The organism is Myroides sp. LJL119, assembly GCF_054871605.1.
In genome coordinates this window covers 190,996-214,002 of the sequence record NZ_JBTXLO010000001.1, presented here as the reverse complement: position 1 = coordinate 214,002, position 23,007 = coordinate 190,996, and the positions used below count along the sequence as shown (strand labels likewise).

Annotated in this window: 18 protein-coding genes and 2 tRNA genes; 11 read left to right on the top strand and 9 right to left on the bottom strand. The window is 32.1% G+C overall.

Going from position 1 to position 23,007, the window contains the following annotated elements; genetic code table 11:
- Positions 1–40 precede the first annotated feature (40 nt).
- From ACYSNV_RS00940 to mce, 3 genes are all read right to left on the bottom strand, one after another.
- A tRNA-Ile gene (locus ACYSNV_RS00940) sits at positions 41–114 on the bottom strand.
- 30 nt (positions 115–144) lie between these two features.
- Positions 145–218, bottom strand: a tRNA-Ile gene (locus ACYSNV_RS00935).
- Between the two features lie 70 nt (positions 219–288).
- Positions 289–690 (bottom strand): methylmalonyl-CoA epimerase, encoded by a 402-nt coding sequence (mce, locus tag ACYSNV_RS00930; RefSeq protein ID WP_461760689.1) that lies wholly within the window; start codon positions 688–690, stop codon positions 289–291.
- A gap of 65 nt (positions 691–755) precedes the next feature.
- Here mce and rbfA point away from each other — a divergent pair, with 65 nt between their 5' ends.
- The 7 genes from rbfA (at position 756) to ACYSNV_RS00895 (ending at position 10,094) form a co-directional block, all read left to right on the top strand.
- Positions 756–1,148, top strand: coding sequence for a 30S ribosome-binding factor RbfA (gene rbfA, locus ACYSNV_RS00925; protein ID WP_461760688.1), 393 nt, complete (start codon positions 756–758; stop codon positions 1,146–1,148).
- Positions 1,149–2,357 (top strand): ABC transporter permease, encoded by a 1,209-nt coding sequence (locus ACYSNV_RS00920; protein ID WP_461760687.1) that lies wholly within the window; start codon positions 1,149–1,151, stop codon positions 2,355–2,357.
- A gap of 158 nt (positions 2,358–2,515) precedes the next feature.
- On the top strand, positions 2,516–5,041 hold the full coding sequence (locus tag ACYSNV_RS00915) for a tetratricopeptide repeat protein (protein ID WP_461760686.1): 2,526 nt from the start codon (positions 2,516–2,518) through the stop codon (positions 5,039–5,041).
- Complete coding sequence (locus ACYSNV_RS00910; RefSeq protein ID WP_461760685.1) at positions 5,041–6,822, top strand: HSP90 family protein; 1,782 nt, start codon at positions 5,041–5,043, stop codon at positions 6,820–6,822. Before ACYSNV_RS00915 ends, ACYSNV_RS00910 begins: the two co-directional genes overlap by 1 nt.
- Before the next feature lie 3 nt (positions 6,823–6,825).
- The gene (locus ACYSNV_RS00905) at positions 6,826–7,890 is read left to right on the top strand and encodes a hypothetical protein (RefSeq protein WP_461760684.1); all 1,065 of its coding nucleotides are present in this window, start codon (positions 6,826–6,828) and stop codon (positions 7,888–7,890) included.
- Positions 7,891–7,907: 17 nt separating this feature from the next.
- Positions 7,908–8,969, top strand: coding sequence for a hypothetical protein (locus ACYSNV_RS00900; RefSeq protein ID WP_461760683.1), 1,062 nt, complete (start codon positions 7,908–7,910; stop codon positions 8,967–8,969).
- A gap of 48 nt (positions 8,970–9,017) precedes the next feature.
- The gene (locus ACYSNV_RS00895; protein WP_461760682.1) at positions 9,018–10,094 is read left to right on the top strand and encodes a hypothetical protein; all 1,077 of its coding nucleotides are present in this window, start codon (positions 9,018–9,020) and stop codon (positions 10,092–10,094) included.
- On the opposite strand, the gene ACYSNV_RS00890 is transcribed toward ACYSNV_RS00895, so the two are convergent.
- Positions 10,086–11,354: a hypothetical protein gene (locus ACYSNV_RS00890; RefSeq protein WP_461760681.1), complete on the bottom strand. Its 1,269-nt coding sequence runs from the start codon at positions 11,352–11,354 to the stop codon at positions 10,086–10,088. The genes ACYSNV_RS00895 and ACYSNV_RS00890 overlap by 9 nt on opposite strands.
- A 205-nt stretch (positions 11,355–11,559) precedes the next feature.
- Positions 11,560–13,929 carry a TonB-dependent receptor domain-containing protein gene (locus tag ACYSNV_RS00885; RefSeq protein ID WP_461760680.1) on the bottom strand — a complete coding sequence of 790 codons (2,370 nt, stop codon included), beginning with the start codon at positions 13,927–13,929 and terminating at the stop codon, positions 11,560–11,562.
- 859 nt (positions 13,930–14,788) lie between these two features.
- On the opposite strand from ACYSNV_RS00885, the gene ACYSNV_RS00880 reads away from it, so the two are divergent.
- Positions 14,789–15,073 carry a helix-turn-helix domain-containing protein gene (locus tag ACYSNV_RS00880; protein ID WP_461760679.1) on the top strand — a complete coding sequence of 95 codons (285 nt, stop codon included), beginning with the start codon at positions 14,789–14,791 and terminating at the stop codon, positions 15,071–15,073.
- A gap of 85 nt (positions 15,074–15,158) precedes the next feature.
- Here ACYSNV_RS00880 and ACYSNV_RS00875 read toward each other — a convergent pair whose 3' ends face one another.
- The 3 genes from ACYSNV_RS00875 to ACYSNV_RS00865 all read right to left on the bottom strand — a co-directional run bounded on the left by ACYSNV_RS00875 (position 15,159) and on the right by ACYSNV_RS00865 (position 17,857).
- Complete coding sequence (locus ACYSNV_RS00875; RefSeq protein WP_461760678.1) at positions 15,159–16,148, bottom strand: beta-ketoacyl-ACP synthase III; 990 nt, start codon at positions 16,146–16,148, stop codon at positions 15,159–15,161.
- 158 nt (positions 16,149–16,306) lie between these two features.
- Positions 16,307–17,206 (bottom strand): helix-turn-helix domain-containing protein, encoded by a 900-nt coding sequence (locus ACYSNV_RS00870; protein WP_461760677.1) that lies wholly within the window; start codon positions 17,204–17,206, stop codon positions 16,307–16,309.
- Between the two features lie 48 nt (positions 17,207–17,254).
- On the bottom strand, positions 17,255–17,857 hold the full coding sequence (locus tag ACYSNV_RS00865; RefSeq protein WP_461760676.1) for a TetR/AcrR family transcriptional regulator: 603 nt from the start codon (positions 17,855–17,857) through the stop codon (positions 17,255–17,257).
- A gap of 196 nt (positions 17,858–18,053) precedes the next feature.
- On the opposite strand from ACYSNV_RS00865, the gene ACYSNV_RS00860 reads away from it, so the two are divergent.
- Both ACYSNV_RS00860 and ACYSNV_RS00855 read left to right on the top strand, forming a co-directional pair.
- Positions 18,054–19,028 (top strand): polyprenyl synthetase family protein, encoded by a 975-nt coding sequence (locus tag ACYSNV_RS00860; RefSeq protein WP_461760675.1) that lies wholly within the window; start codon positions 18,054–18,056, stop codon positions 19,026–19,028.
- Between the two features lie 16 nt (positions 19,029–19,044).
- Entirely contained in the window at positions 19,045–19,395 is a 351-nt protein-coding gene (locus tag ACYSNV_RS00855) for a hypothetical protein (RefSeq protein ID WP_461760674.1), read from the top strand.
- A gap of 143 nt (positions 19,396–19,538) precedes the next feature.
- Here the strand turns inward: ACYSNV_RS00855 and ACYSNV_RS00850 are convergent, their stop codons facing one another.
- Entirely contained in the window at positions 19,539–20,114 is a 576-nt protein-coding gene (locus ACYSNV_RS00850) for a hypothetical protein (protein WP_461760673.1), read from the bottom strand.
- Positions 20,115–20,228: 114 nt separating this feature from the next.
- Between ACYSNV_RS00850 and ACYSNV_RS00845 the strand changes: the two genes are divergently transcribed.
- Positions 20,229–23,000 carry a 2-oxoglutarate dehydrogenase E1 component gene (locus tag ACYSNV_RS00845; protein WP_461760672.1) on the top strand — a complete coding sequence of 924 codons (2,772 nt, stop codon included), beginning with the start codon at positions 20,229–20,231 and terminating at the stop codon, positions 22,998–23,000.
- Positions 23,001–23,007 lie beyond the last annotated feature (7 nt).

Below are 23,007 nucleotides of genomic sequence, written 5' to 3'. Positions count from 1 at the left end.
AACAAACCCCTTAAACACAGTGTGTTAAGGGGTTTTTCGGTGGTCTAACCTGGGCTCGAACCAGGGACTTGCTGATTATGAGTCAGCTACTCTAACCAACTGAGTTATTAGACCAATGTAAAACGCCTTTTGTCCTTTAGATTGTGGTCTAACCTGGGCTCGAACCAGGGACTTGCTGATTATGAGTCAGCTACTCTAACCAGCTGAGTTATTAGACCAGGTTAAAAGCGTTTTAACGGTTGCAATATTACTACGATTAATCGGTTTGTGCAAGTGTTTTATGTAAAATTATTTAATTTCTTGACATAATTCAATCAGAACCCCGTTTGTAGTTTTGGGGTGTAAAAAAGCAACTAGTTTATTATCAGCGCCTTTTTTTGGTATTTCATTTAGAATAGTAAACCCTTGGTTAGATAATCTTTCTATTTCTTTTTTTATATCTTCAACTTCAAAAGCTATATGGTGAATACCTTCTCCTTTGTTTTGGATGAATTTTGCTATTGGACTATTTTCATGGGTTGCCTGTAGAAGTTCAATTTTATTTGGACCTGTCATAAAAAAAGATGTGCTTACCCCTTCACTTTCCACGGTTTCTTGTTTGTAAGGGGCAGCGCCTAAGAGCTTTTCAAATAAAAGATTTGATTCTTGTAGATTTTTCACTGCAATTCCAATGTGTTCTATTTTTTTCATTGTATTTTTGGTTGTTTAGACAAATATAAAAAAGTTTAGTTGGTAAAAAATCGTATTTTTGCGTTATGGAAACAAATAGACAAAAAAAAATGGGTGCTTTATTGCAAAATGATATCGTAGATATTTTGCAAGGACAAGTACGTGCAAACGGAATTACTAATTTAATTATTTCCGTTTCAAAGGTTAGTGTGACAACGGATTTATCTATCTCAAAAGTATATTTAAGTATTTTTCCGGCAGAAAAAGGACCTGAACTTTTAAAGGCAATTCAATCTAATGCACCATTAATTAAGCATGAATTAGCTCAAAGAGTAAAAAATCAATTAAGAAAAGTGCCAGATTTACAATTCTATATTGATGATAGTCTTGATTACATTGAGAAGATTGATAATGCATTAAAAGGGGACCAGAACCCAATTGCTGATCCTAATTTATTAGACAAAAGAAAAAAGAAGTAGTTGAATTTCCCATTTTACATCGCCAAACGCTATGCTTTTAGTAAAACTAAAAGCAAAGCTATTAATGTTATTGCAGCAATAGCCTCTATGGGTATTATTGTTAGTGCAATGGCGATGTTTATCGTGTTATCTGTTTTTAGTGGCCTTCGCACCTTTAGTCTATCCTTTGTAAATGATTTAGATCCAGACCTGAAATTATACAGCGAAAAAGGAAAAAGTTTCGTTGTAAGTTCCAGTGAACTCGAGAAGTTGGAGGCATCAAAATTATTTTATGGAATCGCAAAGGTAGTTGAGGATAGATTACTTTTTTCATACAAAGAAAAACAAGCCGTTGCTTTAATAAAAGGTGTGGATAATGAGTTTGATAAAGTAAGTGGGTTTGATAAGAAAGTTGAATACGGCTATTGGTTTGATCAAAACAGTCACGATGCTGTGGTTGGCTTTGGTATACCCGTTGTTTTTTCTATGAGTTTGTATGATACACAGAATCCTTTCGAGGCTGTGTCTATTAAACCAGGGAGAGGAGTAATAGATAACCCAGAGAATGCATTTGTTAAAAAGACATTATTTCCAGTTGGAGTGTATGTGACCCAACATGAGGATATTGATAGTAAATATGTTTTTGTTGATATAAATGTGGCAAGAGAACTTTTATCTATTGCACCTGATCAGGTAACAAATCTGGAATTTAAATTGGCTCCTGGGGCCTCTAAGAGTCAAGCAATATCAAGTATATTAAAGGTTTTTCCAACGGATTTCATTGTTAAGGATAAAGCACAGTTGAACGATGGACTTTATCGCATGCTCAATACAGAGAACTTAGTTGTTTATTTAATCTTTGTCTTAGTTGTTATTATGGCTTTGTTTACTTTAGTAGGGGCATTGATTATGATAATATTAGAAAAACAACCCAATATTAAGACACTTTATAATATTGGAGTGAATCCTTTTGATTTAAAAAAAATATTTCTGTACCAAGGAATGATTATTAGCTCGCTGGGTGGTTTAGTGGGAGTTACTCTTGGAATTATTTTTGTTGTCTTACAGCAAAACTTTCATTTTATTATGATAAGACCTGATATGGCCTACCCAATTGAATTTGATTGGTTTAATATTATCTTGGTTTTATCTTCTATATTTTTCTTAGGTTTTATTGCTTCTTTTATTGCTAGTTCTAGAGTAAATAAAGCATACTTAGATCGCGTTTAAAATATCGTTGTTTGCGGGTTGTTTCATACAAGGGGTATCTACTGATGTTTTTTGTAAATACGGCCATATTTTGTTGTATTATTTAATATCTACCAACTAGCGTCTTTGTGTTGGATTTGTTACATTTGCTAGATAACTTTATATTCAAATTAATGCAGATGATAGATTTCGCAAGTATATTTACCAAATTCGAGCAGCAGTTAAAGACAAATACACAAAATCTTATTCAAGTAGCTAAAGAATTAGCGGAATTGGATATTAGTCAAAATAGAGATCTATGGTATAAGGCTTTGGCAGTTTGTAGAGTTGCAAAGCAACAAAATATTCTACAAGAAGATATTTTTTTCAAGTTAGCCTCAAAAATGTTTGAACTACCAGCTATGCAATACAGTTCTATTGTATTAGATGACCAAAATTACGAACACTGGTTCAAGTCTAGTTTAGAGTTATGTGAGTCTTTAGTTGAACATGGGTATTTACAGGCAAATACATTTTTATTTAACTTATATAATAAGACCCGCGATACATTCACTAATGTTCCCTTAGCAAAACAGTATTTGAATCAAGCATATTTAAACAATAGTCCACAAGGCAAAGCATATTATGCTAAGGCCTTATTATATGGTGAACTTGGATTTGATAAAGATACAGAACTTGGGATTAAGTATTTAACAGAGTTGTCGGCTAATAATGATTCTTTGGCTATTTTTTATTTATGTAATTATAGGTTTAATACTTGTGAATCAGCCCAAAGTGCATGGGAGGTTTTACAGGAGTTTGGTATTGAAGTTATAAAAAATACAGAAGCGAACTATAATCTAGCAGATTTTTATTTAAGAGAAGCACAAGATAAGCTTGCTTTAGAAGTTTTAGATCAAGGAATTCAAAAAAACTTAATTTTTAGTAAGTATTTAAAGGGAATGCTTTGTATAAATGGAAGGTTTAATGAATTGGGTTGTTCGCTCGAAGTTGGTTTTGATTTATTAAAACAAGCTTTTGAACAAGGTGTTTTATTATCTGGACATGTATTGGCGATGAATTATTTATATCCTGAGTTACCAGAATATGAAAATAAGCAATTAGGGATGTATTATTTGGATTTATGTGCTAAATATAATGTAAGTGAATCTTTAGTTTCTATAGCCTTAGAATTACTTAAAAATGAGTCTGAAGTAGACACATTACAGGTATTTAGATATTTAGATCAAGCTATAGAAAATGACTCAACAAAGGCTTGCTTAGAAAAAGCTATTATTTTATTAGATGGACAAATAGTAGAAAAAGATAGTCAACAGGCTAAAGTACTTTTAGAGAAAGCTGGTGAATTGGGTAGTATGGAGGCTTTGTTCCATTTAGGATATGCTTACCATACTGGGCAAATCGAACCACAAGCTGATTATCAAAAAGCATTGCATTATTTTGAAATTGCCGCTCAAGGTAACTTATTATATGCAATTGAATATTCAGGACGTTATTATAGTGAGGGTTATGCCACAGAGATTGACCTTGAAAAGGCTATTTCATATTTTCAAAGAGCCGTACAGGACTTTGGTTCTGATTATGCTAGAGTAGAGCTGGCATCTGTTTATTTACGACTTGAGGAAAATCAGCAAAACATTGCTAATGCATTAGAATTATTACAACAAGCTTTAGACAATCAGTATTGGTATGCCGCTTATCGTCTTGGAGTTATATACGAAGATGGACTTTTAGGTGAACCAGATATGCAGAAAGCTTTTTCTTATTATGAATTGGCCGGTAGTAAAGATATCCCTGAAGCAGTTTACCAAACAGCTAGATTTAATAGATATGGTATCGCAGCTCAAGCAGACGAGGTTTTAGCTTTAAATCAATTTCACAAGGCATTAGAGTTAGGTTATGTAGATGCTAATGTAGATATTGCCTTAGCCTATGAAGAAGGAACTTGTGGTCTAGAGATAAGTATTCCCACAGCTTTAAATTATATGTTACAAGCCGCTGAAGTAGGCATTGCTTACGCTCAGTACAAAGTAGGGTATTATTATTTGTATGGTGATAAAGAGTTGGCTTCCGATGTAGATAAGGGTATATATTGGTTAGAATTGGCCATTGAGCAAGGTAGTGCTTTAGCGATGCTTACCTTGGGTGACTTCTATCTTTACGGTTATGGCTCAGAGCAAAACTATGATAAAGCTTTCGCCTATTATAAAAAGGCAGAGGAGTTAAATTGGATATCTGAAGGTATTGGTGTTTGTTATCAATTTGGAATTGGGACTGTGGTAGATGAAAAAGCCGCATTTGATTATTATAAGCAAGCCTCAGAAAGACAATATACAGCTGCAACTTCACGTTTAGCACAAGCCTATTTTTTTGGAATAGGTTGTGAACAGGATAAAACACAAGCATTTAAATATTTTAAACAAATTGCTGACCAAGGTATGGTTGAGGCAATGGATTATCTAGGACCTATGTTACTTAAAGGAGAAGGTTGCCAAAAAGATCCACAACAAGCTATAACTTATTTAAGACAAGCTGCTCAGGCTGGATATAATGTTTCCCAGTATGTTCTTGGTAACTGTTATTTACAAGGCTTAGGAGTTGAGCAAAGTGATGAATTGGCCTTACAATGGTACCAATCAGCAGCTGAGAATGGCAATGAGGAAGCTCAAAAAATTATTGGAGGACCACGTAAAAGAAGACGATAATGAGTCAGAATAAGAATGAATATCAATTTCAGGTGAACATGAAAGGGATGATAGAACTTTTAAGTGAACATATTTATAGTTCACCTACAGTTTTTATCCGTGAACTTTTACAAAATGCGATGGATGCCGTTACAATGCGAAAGTCGTTAGACCCTGAATTTAAAGGTTGCGTAAATATTACTTTTTCAAAAGATCAATTAATTTTTCAAGATAATGGTGTTGGACTAACCACCCAAGACGTGCATGAATTTTTATCGGTAATCGGGCAAAGTTCAAAAAGAGGAGATTTTGCTGAAAAAGATTTAATAGGTAAATTTGGAATAGGTCTTTTATCTTGTCTTGTTGTAAGTGAAACTATTGTTGTAGAGACACGTTCTTTGTATAAAAATGAATCTGTCAGATGGACAGGTAGAGCAGATGGAACCTATAAGGTAGAAGTTATAGAGTTGTTACCTGAGGTAGGAACACGTATTATTTTAACTGCTAAAAGTAATTGGAAGAGCCTTTTTTCTTTAGAGGAAGTAAAGCAAAATGTCATTTTCTATGGAAGTGCTTTACCCATAGAGGTTAACTTGATTCAAAATAACCAAACTCAAACATGTTTGACTGGTAATCCAGTATGGTTAAATCCAAATAGCTCCAAAAAAGAATTATTAGAATATGGTAGGGAGTTGTTTAAGACGGATTTTTTAGACGTATTTAGACTTGAATCTGATGCTGGCCAATTACAGGGGGTTGCTTATATTTTACCTAATAAAGTAAATAGTACTGCTACAAAGGAACATAAGATTTTTGTAAAAAGGATGTATTTATGTGATCAAGCTCCTAATTTGCTTCCAGAATGGACTTCGTTTGTACGTTGTGTAATTAATGCCAATGCTTTGCAGCCTACTGCCTCTAGAGAGTCTTTAATGAATAATAATGCTTTACAGGATACAAAGAAGCAATTAAGTGAATGCTTTAAAGATTACTTAAAGACATTGGCTTTGACTGATGTATTTACCTTAAGACAGATAACATCTATTCACAATACCTACATAAAAAACTTAGCATCCTCTGATAAACAGATAATGTTATTGTTTGAGGACTATTTATCTTTTGAGACCAATAAAGGAACAATGCTATTTGGTGATATAAAATCAGCATATAGTAAAATTTATTATACACCATCTTTAGATGATTTTAGACAAATTCGTCGCATAGCTGGTAGTCAAAGTAAATTAGTGATTAATGCAGCTTATAGCTACGAATCCGATCTTATTGAAAAATTAAAAGAAAGTAATTCACAAATAGAAATAAATTATATTGACCCCACAGATATTTTGCTGGAGTTTTCCCCCGCAGTAAGCCAAGATTCAACTATTGCAGAGTTCATTGGTAGGTGTAATAAAATTTTAGATAATCATTTTTGTCAAGCGGAGGTAAAGATATTTGAGCCAAATGATACTACTGCAATTTATATTGCAACCGAGGAGTCGTTAGCCAGTAAGAATATTCAGAACTTATCGAAAAGTAATAATCCCTTTGCAAGTAGTCTAGGTCATATTAATAGACATGAGACAGTTAAGCCTACTCTTTGTTTTAATCAGAATAATGATTTAGTGCAAAAGCTGATGGTCATTGATGATCCCGAGCTTTTTCAAGCCTTAATAAATGTATTGTATGTTCAGTCATTAATGCTAGGTGGTTACACTATTGATAAAAGAGAAATGGATACTTTTAATGATGCCTTGTATCAGTTTATGATTTTAGGAATGTCTAATTTTTTACCTAAATTTTAACTAATGCACTACGGCTTAGAAATTCAAAAGCTTTTAATGCAAGTGGCCGATAATATAAACGATGATAATTTTGTTATATCGTGCTTGAAAAGGGCTATTGATATTGCGGATAAACATGGAGATATTCATTGGGGATTGGAGATGAGGTACTCTATAATTTTACTTGAAAGATCAAGTAGTAAAGCAACTCATAGTATGCAGGCATTTGCTTGGATACTGAAAGTGACCGATGAGGATCCAGAGTATTATGAGCAGGAACAATACCTTTTGGCATATCTATGGATGTTTTGTAGTGCGTATAGCAATAAGAATGTTCCCTTAGTTAATATACTCTCTATTGCTGAAGACTTAGAGTCTAGATTAGATAGATATGGTATGAGTAAAAAAGGTTTTTATTTTTCCTTGAGTTTATTTTATCAAGGGATTGGAGATGGTCAAAAAAGTACTAAGTATTTGGAATTAGGTGTTAAAGAGCCCTTTGACCAGGAGTTTGATTTAGTTAGTCAATATGACTACCAAATTGAAAATGCAGCGATAAACACAGATTTCAACAAGGCTATTTATTTAAGTGATCAAATGCAAGCATTAAAGTTACGTAGCTTTTGTTTGCCTTTTGCTTCGTTTTGTACATTAGCCTATTACCTAGCAATTCAAAGAGATCCACGCAGTGAGTATTATTTAGAAAAAGCTAAACAGGAGCTAGTTGGTATTAAAGATATAAACAGCTCAATGCTTTACTCAATGACAAGATATTTATATGCGATGTATTTGCTGGATGATCCAATGTTGTGGTCTACTTATCAGAGCATCTCTAGTTGGGAGATTGATGCGGAGGATGATTTACGTTTATTTTTGTCCATGCATATGGCAAGTATTTGTAAGAAAACGACTTGCATAGAGCTAGATATTTCTAGGCAAATTCCTTTTTACAATAACACTGGTGTATACGATACACAAGTTATGCAAAAATACTTTTATAAGCAGGCTAGAGATTTGGCACTAGAATTTGATAAGCGAAATAAAAATACATTTCGTAGCGATGAGTTAACTAAAGTTTTAAAGAATTAAAAAGATAAGTTTTTACGATGAATTATAATTTAGAGATACAAAAAATTCTATTGAATTTAGAAAATATAGAAGACCATAATGATAAAGTTATTGCTTTAAAGCAAGCTATAAAAATTGCAGATAAACATAATGATATTGATTGGGGGTTTGATTTGCGTTTAAATTTAATTCAAAAAGAAAGAAACACTTCACGTTGTGAGGAGAGTTTTGTTGCTTTTGCATGGATTTTGGACACAAGTGATTCTAATGAAGATTATTTTGATGAATCTGAGTTTTTATGGGAATATAAGTGGATGTTTAATTCAGCCTATAGAAACGCATCAATTCCTATGGAACAGGTGTTAGCTATTGGAGAGGATTTAAAAAAACGTTTATTGAAAAATGGATATAGCTTAAGAGCTTACTATAATGTAATGACTGGCTTGGCCTCTCATTTAAGAGATTATACAAAGGCTCATGAGTATATAGAGTTAAGTGAAAAACATATTGTTGATGATATGACTAATTGTCCTGCTTGTGAATTAGATTCAAAAGTTGAAAATTTACTAGTTCGCGGCTACTTAGAAGAATCTTTAGTAGCAGCCAGTGATTTAGTAAATAAAAAATTGACTTGCTATTCTATGCCATTTAATACATTTTGTAATTATGCTTATCAGTTAGATAAAATTTCTGATCCCCGAGCAGAAGAGTTTTTTGAAAAAGCTTTGGCCGAGTATTACCAAAACAACAAATTAGATAGTTCAGTTGGTTATTCTATGAATCAGCTTGTAAGTTATATGGCTAAACATAACCATAAAGATTTGTGGAATTTCTTTGAACGAATCAGTGAATGGGAATTAGGAGCAGAAGACCTTCATATTTTAAATTTCGCAAAGTACATGGCTCCTATTATGAAGCAGGGAGGTGAGCAAGTTTTAAATTTATCACCTAAATTACCATACTATAAGAGTGATGGGGTTTATGATTTATCTGAACTGTACGTTTATTTTAAAGATAGAGCATACCACTATGCTAAACTTTTTGACCAAAGAAATGGTAATAATAACTTTGTTTTAGAAGTAGATAAGATGTTAGCATAAAAAGTAGGTGATTTATTCACCTACTTTTTAATTAAGGCCAATTTGTTTATGATGCACCATAATTTAGAGATACAGAAATTACTTTTAAAAGTGGAAAGTAGTGTTGATTCCCCTTATCAACTACAGTTGTTGCAAAGCGCGATACAAATAGCAGATCGCCATAGAGATATTCTCTGGGGATTTGAGCTTCGCCTTAGGTTAATTAATATAGAGGCATTAACGCCAAGTTGTAAATTAAGTTTTCCGGCTTTTAGTTGGATATTGGATATGCAAGCCCAGAACTCAGAAATTTTAATAGAATCTGATTTGCTGTTTGAGTATAAGTGGATGTTTGCTTGTAGCTTTGGCAATACCTGTATTTCAAAAGAAAGTATTCACCAAATTGCCGAAGATTTCTTACAACGTCTAGTAAGAAATGGCTACAGTGCAAGGGGGTATTATCAAATTATGGGAATTTGGTATCAACACTTAAGGCAATTCGATAAAGCCCAACAAGTGATAGATAAACTAGATGAACTTATGATAGATCCCTTGGGAGATCACCCTGCTTTTGAATTAACACTTCGAGCTTATAATTTATTGAAATTAGGTCAAATAGATAAAGCAATTTTAATTGCAAATAAATTATTTATTAATGCTTTTCAAGACATTCATACTAGTTTTGACAGCTACAGTGTTTTTGCTTTCGAGTTATATATACTTAAAGATTCCAGAGCTAGAGACTTTTATGAATTAGCTTTTGAAAACCAACAAAATTATAACGAAAATGATTCCATAACTGACGTGAGGTCTCGGATTCTATTTATGTTTTTGCAATATGCCTATGGGGATGAAAGTTGTTGGAGTTGTTTTGAGAAAATGTGTATATATGAACATAATGCAGAGGATTTTTACAGTTACTTCTTTTTAAAACATGCAGTTTGTATGTTAAAAAATGAAACAGGAGTTAAGCAATTTAATTTTCCTAGTCATCTTTTATATTATAAAGAATCTGGTAAATATAGTCTTAGAGAATTGTATGAAATTTTTTCAAAAAGAGCTTATGCCTACGCACAACAATTCGATTTACGTAACGGTAATTCCTTTATGGTTGAAGAGTTAGATTTTTTATTAGCTTTAGAATAAACTTATTTGGCCATTATCTATATCCTTGGATTTATTCTTTTTTTCTTTCGATTTACTACCTATTACTTCTTTTTTAGTTTTTAAATTTTTCTTTTGTGTTTCTGAGTCTAATAATTGGTCTAAACTTTGAGTTAAGCCTTGTTTTTGTACGGCAAAATATTCTCCAAAGTCTAAAGAAGGCATTGATTTTTCTTTTTCTTGATCCAAGGTAGTTAAAAAAGGGTTTTCACCGCTTCTTAAATCTCGATGTTCATCTTCATTTTCAGTGTTTAAAACAGCAAGCTGATCACTTTGAGTAGTTAGATCAACAATATCCTTATTTTCATTTTCACTATTTAAAACAGCAAGCTGATCACTTGGAGTAGTTAGATCAACAATATCCTTATTTTCATTTTCAGTGTTTAAAACAGCAAGCTGATCACTTTGAGTAGTTAGATCAACAATATCCTTATTTTCAGTTTCACTATTTAAAACAGCAAGCTGATCACTTTGAGTAGTTAGATCAACAATATCCTTATTTTCATTTTCAGTGTTTAAAACAGCAAGCTGATCACTTTGAGTAGTTAGATCAACAATATCCTTATTTTCATTTTCAGTGTTTAAAAAAGTAAGCTGATCACTTGGAGTAGTTAGATCAACAATATCCTTATTTTCAGTTTCACTATTTAAAACAGCAAGCTGATCACTTTGAGTAGTTAGATCAACAATACCCTTATTTTCAGTTCCACTATTTAAAACAGCAAGCTGATCACTTTGAGTAGTTAGATCAACAATATCCTTATTTTCAGTTTCACTGTTTAAAACAGCAAGCTGATCTCCTTTAGTAGTTAGGTTTTTTTGCTCTTCTACTACTTGGTTGAAAGTATTCTCAGATAAGTCAACAAAATTAAAATTATCTGCCTGGTCAGTAGTATATATATTAACCTTTGCTTGTAAATCCTCGATGATTTTAGAAATCTTTTTTTGATTTCTATTGTCTAAGTTGTGATTCTTCTGATTGGAAAAATCTAATAGTTTAAATAAAGTATAACCTTGATGAAACTTCAGGCTTAACGAGTGCTTTTTATTATGATCAAGAATTGAAACTTGCTTTTGAATACTTTTAGCTCTGTCGTTTAATATAAAAATGAGTTCTTCTTTACAACTTAAAACTAGTGCGTCTGTTACACTATTGATAATGTAGTCGCTTGTTTGTTCAAGCATTTGTATAATAATAATAAGAACATCATTATTTAATTTAAGTTGAATTTTTGAGGTCATTTTTGAAATACTAAAAAGAGCTTTATAAAGATAATTATTTGCTGTTACAAAATAAGGAAAAATTATCCGTATACTACAGACTTTATACAAAAAAATTATTTGAATTTATTTAACAACGCTCTTGTTTAGAGCAACTTGTTAAAGTTAATTATTTACTAGAGTTTGAGGGTTAATTAACAGAAACCTGTTTGTTGATAGTCTGTTATTAATTTATTCTTTGTTTCTCTTCAAAATCCGCTTGTTTAATTGCTTTTTTGTTTTTACTATTTCCAAATCTGTAATTAGCGGATATCGTTAATCTTCTGAAATAATGATAATTATAGGAATTATGTACGTGGTCTTTGAAATACATAGTAAACTGGTTTTTACTTTGATTGAATACATCTCTTAATGTACACATAAGAGTTAATTTACTATCAAGTAAGCTTGCCTTTAGGGCTATATTTGTATAAGTTTGAGAGCTATATTTAGTGTTGTCTTCTTTGCTTCTAGGCATATAAAAATAATTAACAAGTAAATATAGATTCTTTTTTGAATTTAGATTAAATGTGTTTTGGGAATTAAACATTACAGTTCCTCCATTTAAAGCAACTTGCGTGGCCGGGCTTTTGAAATAAGTATTTATATAATAGTAATAGATACTTGTATTTGTTTCCCACCATTGCAGGGTTTTACCATTGTAGGAAACCTCTATATCATAAGTTTCACTATTTAGTATGTTTTTGTATTTTTCTATAATAGTAGAGCCATTTATTTCTGATAGATAATCAGATCCATCTGTTACTTTATTATAATTAAAAGTTAAGGAAAGTAGGTTGTTGAATAAGTAATTAATTTCTATGTTATTGCTATAAGATGGACTTAAGTAAGGATTACCTTCTGTATAGGTATTCTCATCGGAGTATATTTTGAAAGGGTTTAGCATTGAAGGAGAAGGTCGGTCTATTCTTACGCTATAATTTGCTGAGAAGTCGTGTTTTTCCCATGGTGAATAACTTAAAAAGAAACTCGGAAAGAACTTCCCGTAGGTATTGCTAAATTTAGAATTGTCTTGTATCAAATGTCCTTTTAAGTGAGTGTTTTCATATCTTAGGCCTACTTGAATTTCTAGATCTTCTGTGAGTTCTTTGCTTATAGAGAAGTACCCAGCATAATTGTACTCTTTGTAATTAAAATGGTTCGTTTTTGTAGTATCTGTTTGATGTACATTGTCTTGATTTAAAAAAAAACGATTATTAGTTTTGTTATTGTAATGTGTGTACTTTGCACCAAACTCTATTTTTGCCCATGATCTATGCAGCTCAACGTCTGCCTTTATATTTGCTACTTGGTAGTCTAAATTGAACTTATTCAAATTAGTAAATACTGGAGATATTTGGGTAGTTATTGGAAAAAAATAAGTTTTATTAGTAGGTAAATTAGAAAAGTAATTAACCCCCAGATGTAATTTACTTCCCAAGGTGTCTATTTGGTGATTCAAAAATACATTTAGGGTGTGATTTGTGCTATTATTATTGTCTTTTGTCTGTAACTTACTAATTGTACTTTGCGAGCTTACTTGTGTATTTAAAAAGTTTGATTGTCTGTAGTTAATAATATCACTTTTATTTCCACCTAAATTATAACTTAGTCCTATGTTTGTTTTAGGGGTGAAATCGTAATTTACAGTTAGAAATGCCGTAGATGAATTAGAATTTGTACTAGAATTATTTTTTTGTAGTATTTGTGAATTTTCAGAGTAGAAGTTATTCATATAATTGGAATTACTACGAAATTCATTACCACTAGCTATTAAAGATATATTCCATTTTTTATTCTGGTAGTTTATACTTGTATTAGCCATATAACTTGGGCGATTATAATAGGCGTATGAACCACCAAGGGAACCAAATACCCCTTGTTTATTTGACTTCTTCAAAACAATGTTAATAAGACCACTTCTTCCAGCTGCATCATATTTGGCCGGTGGTGTTGTGATTACTTCTATTTTTTCAATGTCATCAGAGCTAAGAGACTTAAGGTAGTTGGTTAAAGAGGATCCAGTTAAATAAGTTATTCTGTCATTAATCATAATTTGCACCGTACTTTTTCCCACCAGAGATACCTGATCATTGTCTACTTTGACCATAGGTATGTTTTCTAGAGTTTCTAAGGCGCTCATACCTGTTGAACTAATACTTGCACTAGTGTTATATACGAGTCTGTCAATTTTTCTTTCTATTAATTTTTTTTCAGAGGTAATCACCATTTCCTGTAATATGTTGTGATCATCTATGATAATATATGGAATACTAACGTCCTTATTCATATTGATGTCTTTTTGATATAGGGCATTGTTAAAGTAAAACAACTCTAACTTATAATTAGCATTGGCTAAGTCTTTAATAAAGATCTCGCCTTGTTGATTACTATATGTCTGTGAGGTTTGTTTGGTGTTTGTATTTGTGAGTCTTACATCCACAAAATCAAGTGGGATGCTATCTTTATTGATAACAATTGTTTTAAAACTATTTTGAGCGAAAGGTTTTTGCGAAATTAAAATAAACGCTATTAACCAAAATGTAAAGTACTTCATGAAGCTTCCATATATTAAGTATAAATATAGTTTTTTTTAACAATATTTTTAATAAATAAAATGTTTTCGCTAATCCATATCGACCTAGTTTAAAAAATTATTTTGTTGATAAGGTTATTAACAATTTAAAAAAAAAGTTTATAAGTTGATTAGAAATCTTATATATCGTAATATATAAGTTATTATTTCGAACTAGATTATTGTAAGTAAGCTATTTATGTATTTTTAGTTTTGTTAATAACTATTTTTAATTTTTTAGATTATTTCTGGTTATAGTATTTTTAATTTTTAGTTATACACAAGGTTATCAACAATTGTTGATATCTATAACAAATGTCTGTATATAAGGGCTTTTTAAAATTTTATCTCAACGATATATCTTTAAGTTATCAACAATGTTGATAACTTGTTTAAAAGTTATTATTTGAATGTTTAAAAAAGGCATTTGATTTGTTTATTTTTATTTAGAATATCTATAATATGCTGATTTATAGTTGTATGTATATTGTATTTATGTTAGTAACTTTATTTTAAATTTTGATAAAACTCGAATATTATTTAATTAATATATGGGTTGTACACATAGTTATTAACAATTTTCTTGAAATTTAAATTAGTTAAGCTTAGGATTAATAGTAGTAAAAAGTATTAAAATATGGGAAATGTTTTAAAAACTGATTTTTGTTAGGTTTTATGAATATATATACCCTTAATTTTGCTCTAACAAACCAGTACAAGCTTTAAAATTGATCTGGATAAGTAATAAGTAGTGATTAGTTTACAAGTAGGGATAGACCTTGCTTTAAGACTAACAAAGAAAGAATGTACTAGTTAGCCTAAGTCAGAAAAAAAGAAGATTATGGAAGTAAAAAAAATTAAACGTAGAAGAAAGGAATTGGGATTAACCCAAGAAAATATTGCAACTGGTCTTGGTATTTCTCAAAAAGCTTATTGTGATATAGAAAATGGAAAAACTAAATTAAAAACCGATACTTTAGATGAGGTTTGTAAAATACTTCGTATTTCTCCATTTTCTGTTTGTCCCATTGCCTGTGAATGTGCTTCTGAGATGGAATTAAAGCATATGAAGTTGATTAATTATTTAAATGATAATAAGATTGATTTTCCTATAGAGCTTCTATAGGTATGTTTACAAACTAAAAAAAAAGGTCTCCATCCATGGAGACCTTTTTTATTTAGTTTGTGAAATCTTTTTTAATGGACTGTATTTACAAGTTCCACGTCAATAGGCTTGCTCCCCAAGAGAAACCTGCTCCAAAGGCTGTAAGTAATAAAGTATCTCCTTTTTTAAGCTGGTTTTTATGCTCCCAAAGGCAAAGGGGTATTGTAGCTGCAATTGTGTTTCCAAGATGAGAAATATTGGTTAAAGCCTTGTTTGGTTCAATTCCAATTTGATTTCCTACCGCATCTATAATTCGTTTGTTTGCTTGATGTGGAACCAAATAATCAACCTGATCAATGGAAATGTTGTTTTTCTGTAAAATTGTATTACAAGCATGGGCCATATTGGTTACTGCTTGTTTAAATACTACTTTTCCATCTTGTTGAATAAAAGGATTCATTTGGTGTTCTTGAATTTCACTACTAGGATATAAAGATCCTCCGGCCTGAATATTTAAGAATTCTTGACCAAGGCCATTACTAATTAACAAAGCATCAATAATACCAGAATCCTGGTTGGGTTCTAACCACACCGCTCCGGCACCATCACCAAATAGAATATTGGTAGAACGATCATGTAAATCTACATAAGAGCTAATCTTATCAGCGCCAACCACAACAATATTCTTATAGCGTTTAGACTCAATTAACGAGGCTGCGAGATCCAGGGCATATAAAAAGCCTGAACAAGCTGCATTTATATCAAATGCCCAAGGTCCTTGTAAATCTAATTTTTGACAAACTATATTCGCTGTACTAGGCATTGGCATATCGGGTGTAGAGGTAGCTATAATTAAAGCATCTATACTTTTCAGGTCTTTATTATATGCTTGAACCATATTGTTGATAGCTTCTACCGCCATGTCCGAGGTAGCTAGTTTTTTGTCTAATATACGACGCTCTTTAATACCAGTTCTTTTTTGTATCCACTGATCTGTAGTGTCTGTGATTTTCTCTAAATCACTATTAGTTCGTTTATTACTTGGTACATAACCCCCAATTGCAGTGATATTGGCAAATGTATTTTTGTTACTCATTTAATTAACTTTTTTAGACTCATAAAGGCAGTTAATTACCTTGCATTTGTCAAGAAACTATGCTTAAGGTAATACTTTACAAAATTGCGCTTTATTGGCGAAATTATGGTAGTTAAATAAACGGTTATAGTTGTCAAAAAGACGCATATTTTAACAGATTAGTTTTCATTTTTATACTCTCTGGGAGAACGTCCAGTGTGGAGTTTAAAGAATTTACTAAAGACCGAATTGTCTGTGAAATTTAGCTCTGAAACAACATCATTGATGGAGTTGTTAGGGTTTTTTAATAAAATTTTTGCTTCTAAAATCAAGGTTTCTATAAGTATTTGTTTTGGGGTCTTTTTGAAAACTTCTGTAATTATTTTCGTAAGGTGTTTTCTACTGATATACAGGTGGTCTGCATAAAAATCGACTCTTTTTTGAGTTTTAAAATGCTTTGCTACTAGCAACAAAAAGTCTTTACTTAGAGATTCTTTTCTAATTAATTTTGTATTATCACTTTGTTTTACTTGCTTGTTGTAAAAATCTGCTATTTCATAAATTAATGTAGAGAAATAAGTTAGTATTAACTCTTTAGCAAAAATGTTTTTATTGAAAAAGGAGAGGTGAGCGATACGTTTTAGGTTGTATTTTAAAATGAAAGCAATTTGTCTATCCAAGGAGATTACTTTAGCATGTGAGGATGAGAAAAACCCCATTAGATTAGTTGATTTTAGATGAAATCCAGCCTCAAGAAAAAGAGCGGAATCAACAAAAAGAGTTTTCACTGTAAAGTCTTGAGTAAAGTTTTTAATTTCAAAAAATTGATTAGACAACACAACAAGTAGATCATCCTTTTTTACAATTGTTGGTTCTAAATTAATAGTAATCTCACATTTACCAGAGGTAATTAAAATTAATCCGAAATTTGCAAACTGATAAGGGCGATTTCTTACAAAGTATTTTTGGTGTTTAGTAGTTATATTTAAAACAGCAATACGTCTATCTGTCATCGTATTTGCATAGCGATGAGTAATTTGATCTAAATTATAGTTTTGTATATAGGTGTTTTGTAGCAATTTGTATGGATGTTGTCTTAATAGGTTGTTGCTTAGTTTAAAGTAAAGTTAATCAATTAAATTAACTAGCTCTTTAAATTGCTGTAATCCTTCATCGGTGCAAATGCTTCTCATGTAAAACTCAAGATGTTGTTGACGTAGATAATCTATATCAAAGTCTTTGGGCGGGAAGAAATCCTGGTCGTGTCTCGCTGCATGGGACGCTAAGTGAAATCTAGCAATATAATCCACATCAAGGTCTTTTCGATAAACTCCTTCTTTAATCCCCCTTTTTAAATTATCAATTATAATCTTTAAGAACTTCTTTTTGTAAACACTTTTTTGTTTTAATGCAATCTTTGGGTAATATTTATGAAGTTGGTACATTGCCACCGAACTATCTATTTCGAAAGTATCTTTAATACTGCTGTTGGCAAAGAGTATTTCAGCAATTGCTCCAGATTTTTTCGAATTGGCCAAAACTAATTGCTCTAGATATTGTCCATTTATATGTTGAAGGGCTTTTTCTATTAATTGAGGTTTAGAGCTATAATAAACATAGATGGTTTTCTTTGAGATATTTAACTCATTGGCTATATCGTCCATGGTAACCGATTTGTATCCGTGTTCTAAAAACAATTTCGTAGCCTTTGCTAAAATTTCATTTTCCATTGTATTAATAGATATGTTAGTTAGGTAAATATAACAACCTTGAATCTAAATATAAAAAAAGGTGCTTTTTTTGGGGCAAATTTAACGTATAGTAATTTACCCGACAACAAGACGTATAAAGGCAAAATCAAAGTTCTTTAGATTTGGGGGGTACAATGTTAAAAAAACACGTATTTTTACCTCAAAATATTTTTAAATGCAATCGATAGTAAAATATAAAGATCAAATTTCAGAACACATTAATTCTATTTCTTTTAATAGTTCGCCTGTTGAGTTGTACAGACCAATTACTTATATTTTATCTTTAGGAGGTAAACAAATTAGACCGGTTCTAACCTTAATGGCAGCCGATGTTTTTGGATGTGATCCCCAAAAAGCCATTCATGCGGCCACTGCAATTGAAATGTTTCATAACTTTTCTTTGATGCATGATGATATTATGGATGATGCTTCTTTGCGTAGAGGACACCAAACAGTTCATGAGAAATGGAGTGTAAATACGGCTATTCTATCTGGTGACGCTATGTTGATTTTGGCCTATCAGTATTTTGAAAACTACGAACCTTTGATATTTAGGGATTTAGCAAAGTTGTTTAGCAAAACTGCAATTGAGGTTTGTGAAGGACAACAATTGGATATTGATTTTGAGAGAAGAGATAATGTTCAAATCTCAGAATACATCCAAATGATCAAATTTAAAACTGCAGTTTTAGTGGCCGCAGCTTTAAAAATGGGAGCTATTGTTGCAGGAACGTCTTTAAAAAACTCACAAGATATTTATGATTTCGGTTTAAATTTAGGCTTAGCTTTTCAATTACAAGATGATTATTTAGATGCCTTTGGCGATGAGTCTACTTTTGGTAAGAAAATTGGTGGTGACATATTAGAGAATAAGAAAACTTATTTGGTTTTAAAAGCTTTGGAAAATGCAAACGCCCAAGATAAACAAGAATTATTAGATTTATTTCAAGATAAGACTCTACTAGGACAAAACAAGATTGATCGAGTTAAAGAGTTGTTTGAAAAAACAGGTTCAAGCCAAGACTCTGTTACTTTAATCGAACAATATACCAATAAGGCTTTAGAGATTTTGCAGGCTATGGATCTGCCTTTAGATAAAAAACAGCAATTGCGAACCTTTAGCCAAGAGCTAATGGATCGACAGGTTTAAAAACACCAAGTACTTTATGCTTGAGATACAAACATATTTGGAACAAAAAGTAAACAAGCAAGTCTTACTTGAGGATTTAATCCGGCAAGTTGAGAAGGACCTGCAAACTACAATTGATAGTACTATTATCCTTGGATCAAGTACGCCAAAACAGTTAGTGGAGGAACTTTTTGACCTACTATCAAAGGTTTTGAATTCTAGTAATGTTTCTCGATTTTCAACACTGCTTTACCGGGTGGATGTGGATGAAAATCATATTAAAAATATTCAAGCAACAGATATTACGGAGTATTTAAAGCAGGTTATTTTTCTTATTTTAAAGCGAGAAATTCAAAAAATATACATTAAAAAAAACTATAGATTATAAAATAATTATGCCCCAAGAAGTTGATCACTTAAATGGGGCATGATTATTTAAAAGTGTATCATTAAGCCAAAGCAATACAATTTTTTTGTAGTATTTATAAGCAAGTACTTATGTGAAGATAAAGCTTTGGTTTAATTCATATTTTAAAAATATAATCTAACAAAAGGCATGTAAGCACTTCCGTATACCATATCTTTTTCTTTAAATAAAACATTATATCTAACACCCACTGTTACCGGACCACTATTGTACCCAACACCTAAAAATAATGCAGTGTTCCAAAAATTATCTGTCAATTTTTCTGAATCCTTATAAGTGTAAGTGTTGTTTGCTCGTAATTGCTCTAACTCTATAGATACTTGGATTTGAGGAATTGGGTTGGATATTGCCAGTAAGCTAGCACCATATAACCAAGACTTATATTCCTTTACAGAATCGTAATAATAATGACGATTCTTACTTTGGATATAGTTACCTTGCAAGGAGAAGCCTAGAGAGAAATAGGGACTGAATTCATATAAAGCACTAGGTGCAACCATAATATCTGTATATCCACTTCCAAAGCCTAAACCTAAACCACCTCCAAATTTCCATTTTTTATTATATTCGTAATTTTCGGGATGATTAAAGGCTTGTTGTGCATTTATTAAAAATGTAGACGAGAAAAAAAATGATAAAATCAAAAAAAACATCATTTTATTAACAGAAGGGTGTTTCATTTTATAGAACTTAAATTTTATATGCGATAAAAATAAGTAAAAGTATATAGGAATCTCATAAAGAGTTGTATTTTTGTGAAATAATATTTAAACAAAAGGTCTTTAGACGAAATTATGGATAGATATTCCTTTTTAAATGCGGCACACACTGCATTTTTTGCAGAATTATACGACCAGTATCTTGTAAACCCTGATAGCATCGAGCCTAGTTGGAGAGCTTTCTTTCAGGGATTTGATTTTGCGAACGAATTCAGTGATGGGCCAGTTGAGCAATTATCACAAGCATATTCATCAAGTAATAGTGCAAGTGGAATTAATGCAAATCAATTGGAAAAAGTTCAAAAAGAATTTGGAGTTTTACGCTTGATTGACGCATATAGAACTTATGGACATTTGTTAACTAAAACAAATCCATTAAGAGATCGAAAAGTTGAACATCCGGATTTAAGTTTAGAGAAGTTTGGTCTTTCTCAAGCTGATTTGAATGTTAGCTTTGAGGCCGCAAAAACAATACAACTACCAACATCAACTCTCGCACAAATCTTAGCACAATTAGACAAAGTTTACTGTTCTACATTAGGTATTGAGTATAAGTATATCGCTGATGAAAAAGCGGTAGCTTGGATTCAAGAGCACTATGAAGCACCAGAGGCTAAGTTTGATAGTGAGGAGAAAAAAGAAATATTACACAAGTTGATCGAGGCTGTGTCTTTTGAAAACTTCTTAAACACTAAGTACGTTGGTCAAAAACGTTTCTCATTAGAAGGTTTAGAGGCAGCAATACCAGCTATGGATTTCTTGATTGATTCGGCTGCTTCAAAGGGTGTAGAGGATATTGTTGTGGGAATGGCACACAGAGGACGTTTAAATGTTCTTGCTAACGTGTTTAAAAAGCCAGCACAAGAAATTTTCGCCGAATTTGATGGTAAGGATTATGATGAGGTTGAAGGCTTTGATGGTGATGTAAAATATCACTTAGGATTAAGTTGTGATCGTCAAACTCGTAGTGGAAAGCAAATCCATGTGAATTTAACGCCAAATCCATCTCACTTAGAAACAGTAGGAGCTGTTATTGAAGGAATAGCACGTGCAAAACAGGATACTAAATTTGCCGACGATCCTTCAAAAGTACTTCCAATTGCTTTACATGGAGATGCTGCAATTTCTGGTCAAGGAATTGTATATGAAATTATTCAAATGGCTCAGTTAAGAGGTTATAATACAAAAGGAACAATTCATATTGTATTAAATAACCAAGTTGGGTTTACCACAAACTACTCCGATGGACGCTCGTCAACTTATTCAACAGATATTGCCAAAGTAACTGCTTGTCCTGTATTACATGTTAACGCAGATGATACCGAGGCTGCTGTTAGAGCATTTCTATTTGCATTAGATTATCGTATGACTTTTGGTCGTGATGTATTTATTGATCTAGTGGGTTATAGAAAATATGGTCACAATGAAGGGGATGAACCAAAGTTCACGCAACCAATTTTGTACAAATTAATCTCCAAGCATGCTAATTCTCGAAATATTTATACCAACCGATTGCTAAATGACAAGGTCATTACAGATGAATTTGTTACACAGCTAGAAAAGCAATACAAGGACGCTTTAGAGATAGATTTGGAGACATCGCGTAAACAAGAGTTTGCTGATATTCGTACCTTTATGGAAGAAAATTGGCAAGGCTTTGAACGTGTAGAACGTGAATCTATGTTAGCGGATTATGATACGAAGGTATCTTTAGATACTTTGAGCTCAATTGCTGAGGTTATAACAGAATTGCCAGAGGATAAAAAATATATAAATAAGGTTAAGCGTTTAATCGGAGATCGTAAAAAAATGTTCTTCGAAACAGATCGATTAGACTGGGCAATGGGTGAACTTTTGGCCTATGGATCTTTATTAACACAAGGTTTTGATGTTCGAATGAGTGGACAAGATGTAGAAAGAGGGACTTTTTCTCATCGTCACGCTGTAGTAAAAGAAGAAAATACAGAAGAACCTTTAATCTTGTTAAATCAGTTGCCAGAGCAAAAAGGGCAATTTAGAATATTTAACTCACTACTTTCAGAATACGCAGTACTTGGTTTTGAATATGGTTACGCTTTAACTAATCCAAATACATTGACAATTTGGGAGGCTCAATTTGGAGATTTCTCTAATGGTGCTCAAATTGTTTTAGACCAATATATTTCTGCGGCTGAAGATAAGTGGACCACGCAAAATGGTATTGTAATGTTATTACCGCACGGGTATGAAAATCAGGGTGCTGAACACTCTTCAGCTAGATTAGAGCGTTATTTACAATTGTGTGCTGAGGATAATATGTTTGTTGCAAACTGTACTACTCCAGCTAACTTCTTCCACATGATGCGTCGTCAAATGGTAACTAACTTTAGAAAGCCTTTAATAGTAATGTCTCCTAAGAGTTTATTGAGAAATCCACAGGCAGTTTCTTCCGTTAGTGAATTAACAGATGGAAAATTCCAATATGTAATAGATGACTCAGGGGTTGATGCTTCAAAGGTTAAGTCTTTGGTATTTGTAAGTGGTAAATTCTATTACGACTTGCTGGCTAAACGTGAAGAGTTAGCAAGACAGGACGTTGCATTAGTTCGTATCGAGCAATTATTCCCGTTACCTGTTGAACACATGAAACAAGTTATTGCAAAATATCCAAACGTAGAGGATTATGTTTGGGCTCAGGAAGAACCTAGAAATATGGGTGCTTACACATTTGTTGCAACTAACTTCTTTGAAGTACCACTTCGTTATGCTGGTACTAAGGCATATAGTGCGCCTGCCTCTGGTAGCTCTGTACGTTCAAAGAAACGTTTCGCTTATGCTGTTGAAAAAGTTTTCAACAAAGACTTATAAGAAAAAA

Excerpts from the sequence above, each read along its gene's own strand:
- ACYSNV_RS00890 (WP_461760681.1), bottom strand. The coding sequence starts at position 11,354 with ATGACCTCAAAAATTCAACTTAAATTAAATAATGATGTTCTTATTATT.
- ACYSNV_RS00885 (WP_461760680.1), bottom strand. The coding sequence starts at position 13,929 with ATGAAGTACTTTACATTTTGGTTAATAGCGTTTATTTTAATTTCGCAA.
- ACYSNV_RS00895 (WP_461760682.1), top strand. The coding sequence starts at position 9,018 with ATGATGCACCATAATTTAGAGATACAGAAATTACTTTTAAAAGTGGAA.
- ACYSNV_RS00845 (WP_461760672.1), top strand. The coding sequence starts at position 20,229 with ATGGATAGATATTCCTTTTTAAATGCGGCACACACTGCATTTTTTGCA.
- ACYSNV_RS00850 (WP_461760673.1), bottom strand. The coding sequence starts at position 20,114 with ATGAAACACCCTTCTGTTAATAAAATGATGTTTTTTTTGATTTTATCA.
- rbfA (WP_461760688.1), top strand. The coding sequence starts at position 756 with ATGGAAACAAATAGACAAAAAAAAATGGGTGCTTTATTGCAAAATGAT.
- ACYSNV_RS00905 (WP_461760684.1), top strand. The coding sequence starts at position 6,826 with ATGCACTACGGCTTAGAAATTCAAAAGCTTTTAATGCAAGTGGCCGAT.
- mce (WP_461760689.1), bottom strand. The coding sequence starts at position 690 with ATGAAAAAAATAGAACACATTGGAATTGCAGTGAAAAATCTACAAGAA.
- ACYSNV_RS00880 (WP_461760679.1), top strand. The coding sequence starts at position 14,789 with ATGGAAGTAAAAAAAATTAAACGTAGAAGAAAGGAATTGGGATTAACC.
- ACYSNV_RS00860 (WP_461760675.1), top strand. The coding sequence starts at position 18,054 with ATGCAATCGATAGTAAAATATAAAGATCAAATTTCAGAACACATTAAT.
- ACYSNV_RS00900 (WP_461760683.1), top strand. The coding sequence starts at position 7,908 with ATGAATTATAATTTAGAGATACAAAAAATTCTATTGAATTTAGAAAAT.
- ACYSNV_RS00855 (WP_461760674.1), top strand. The coding sequence starts at position 19,045 with ATGCTTGAGATACAAACATATTTGGAACAAAAAGTAAACAAGCAAGTC.
- ACYSNV_RS00865 (WP_461760676.1), bottom strand. The coding sequence starts at position 17,857 with ATGGAAAATGAAATTTTAGCAAAGGCTACGAAATTGTTTTTAGAACAC.
- ACYSNV_RS00875 (WP_461760678.1), bottom strand. The coding sequence starts at position 16,148 with ATGAGTAACAAAAATACATTTGCCAATATCACTGCAATTGGGGGTTAT.
- ACYSNV_RS00915 (WP_461760686.1), top strand. The coding sequence starts at position 2,516 with ATGATAGATTTCGCAAGTATATTTACCAAATTCGAGCAGCAGTTAAAG.
- ACYSNV_RS00910 (WP_461760685.1), top strand. The coding sequence starts at position 5,041 with ATGAGTCAGAATAAGAATGAATATCAATTTCAGGTGAACATGAAAGGG.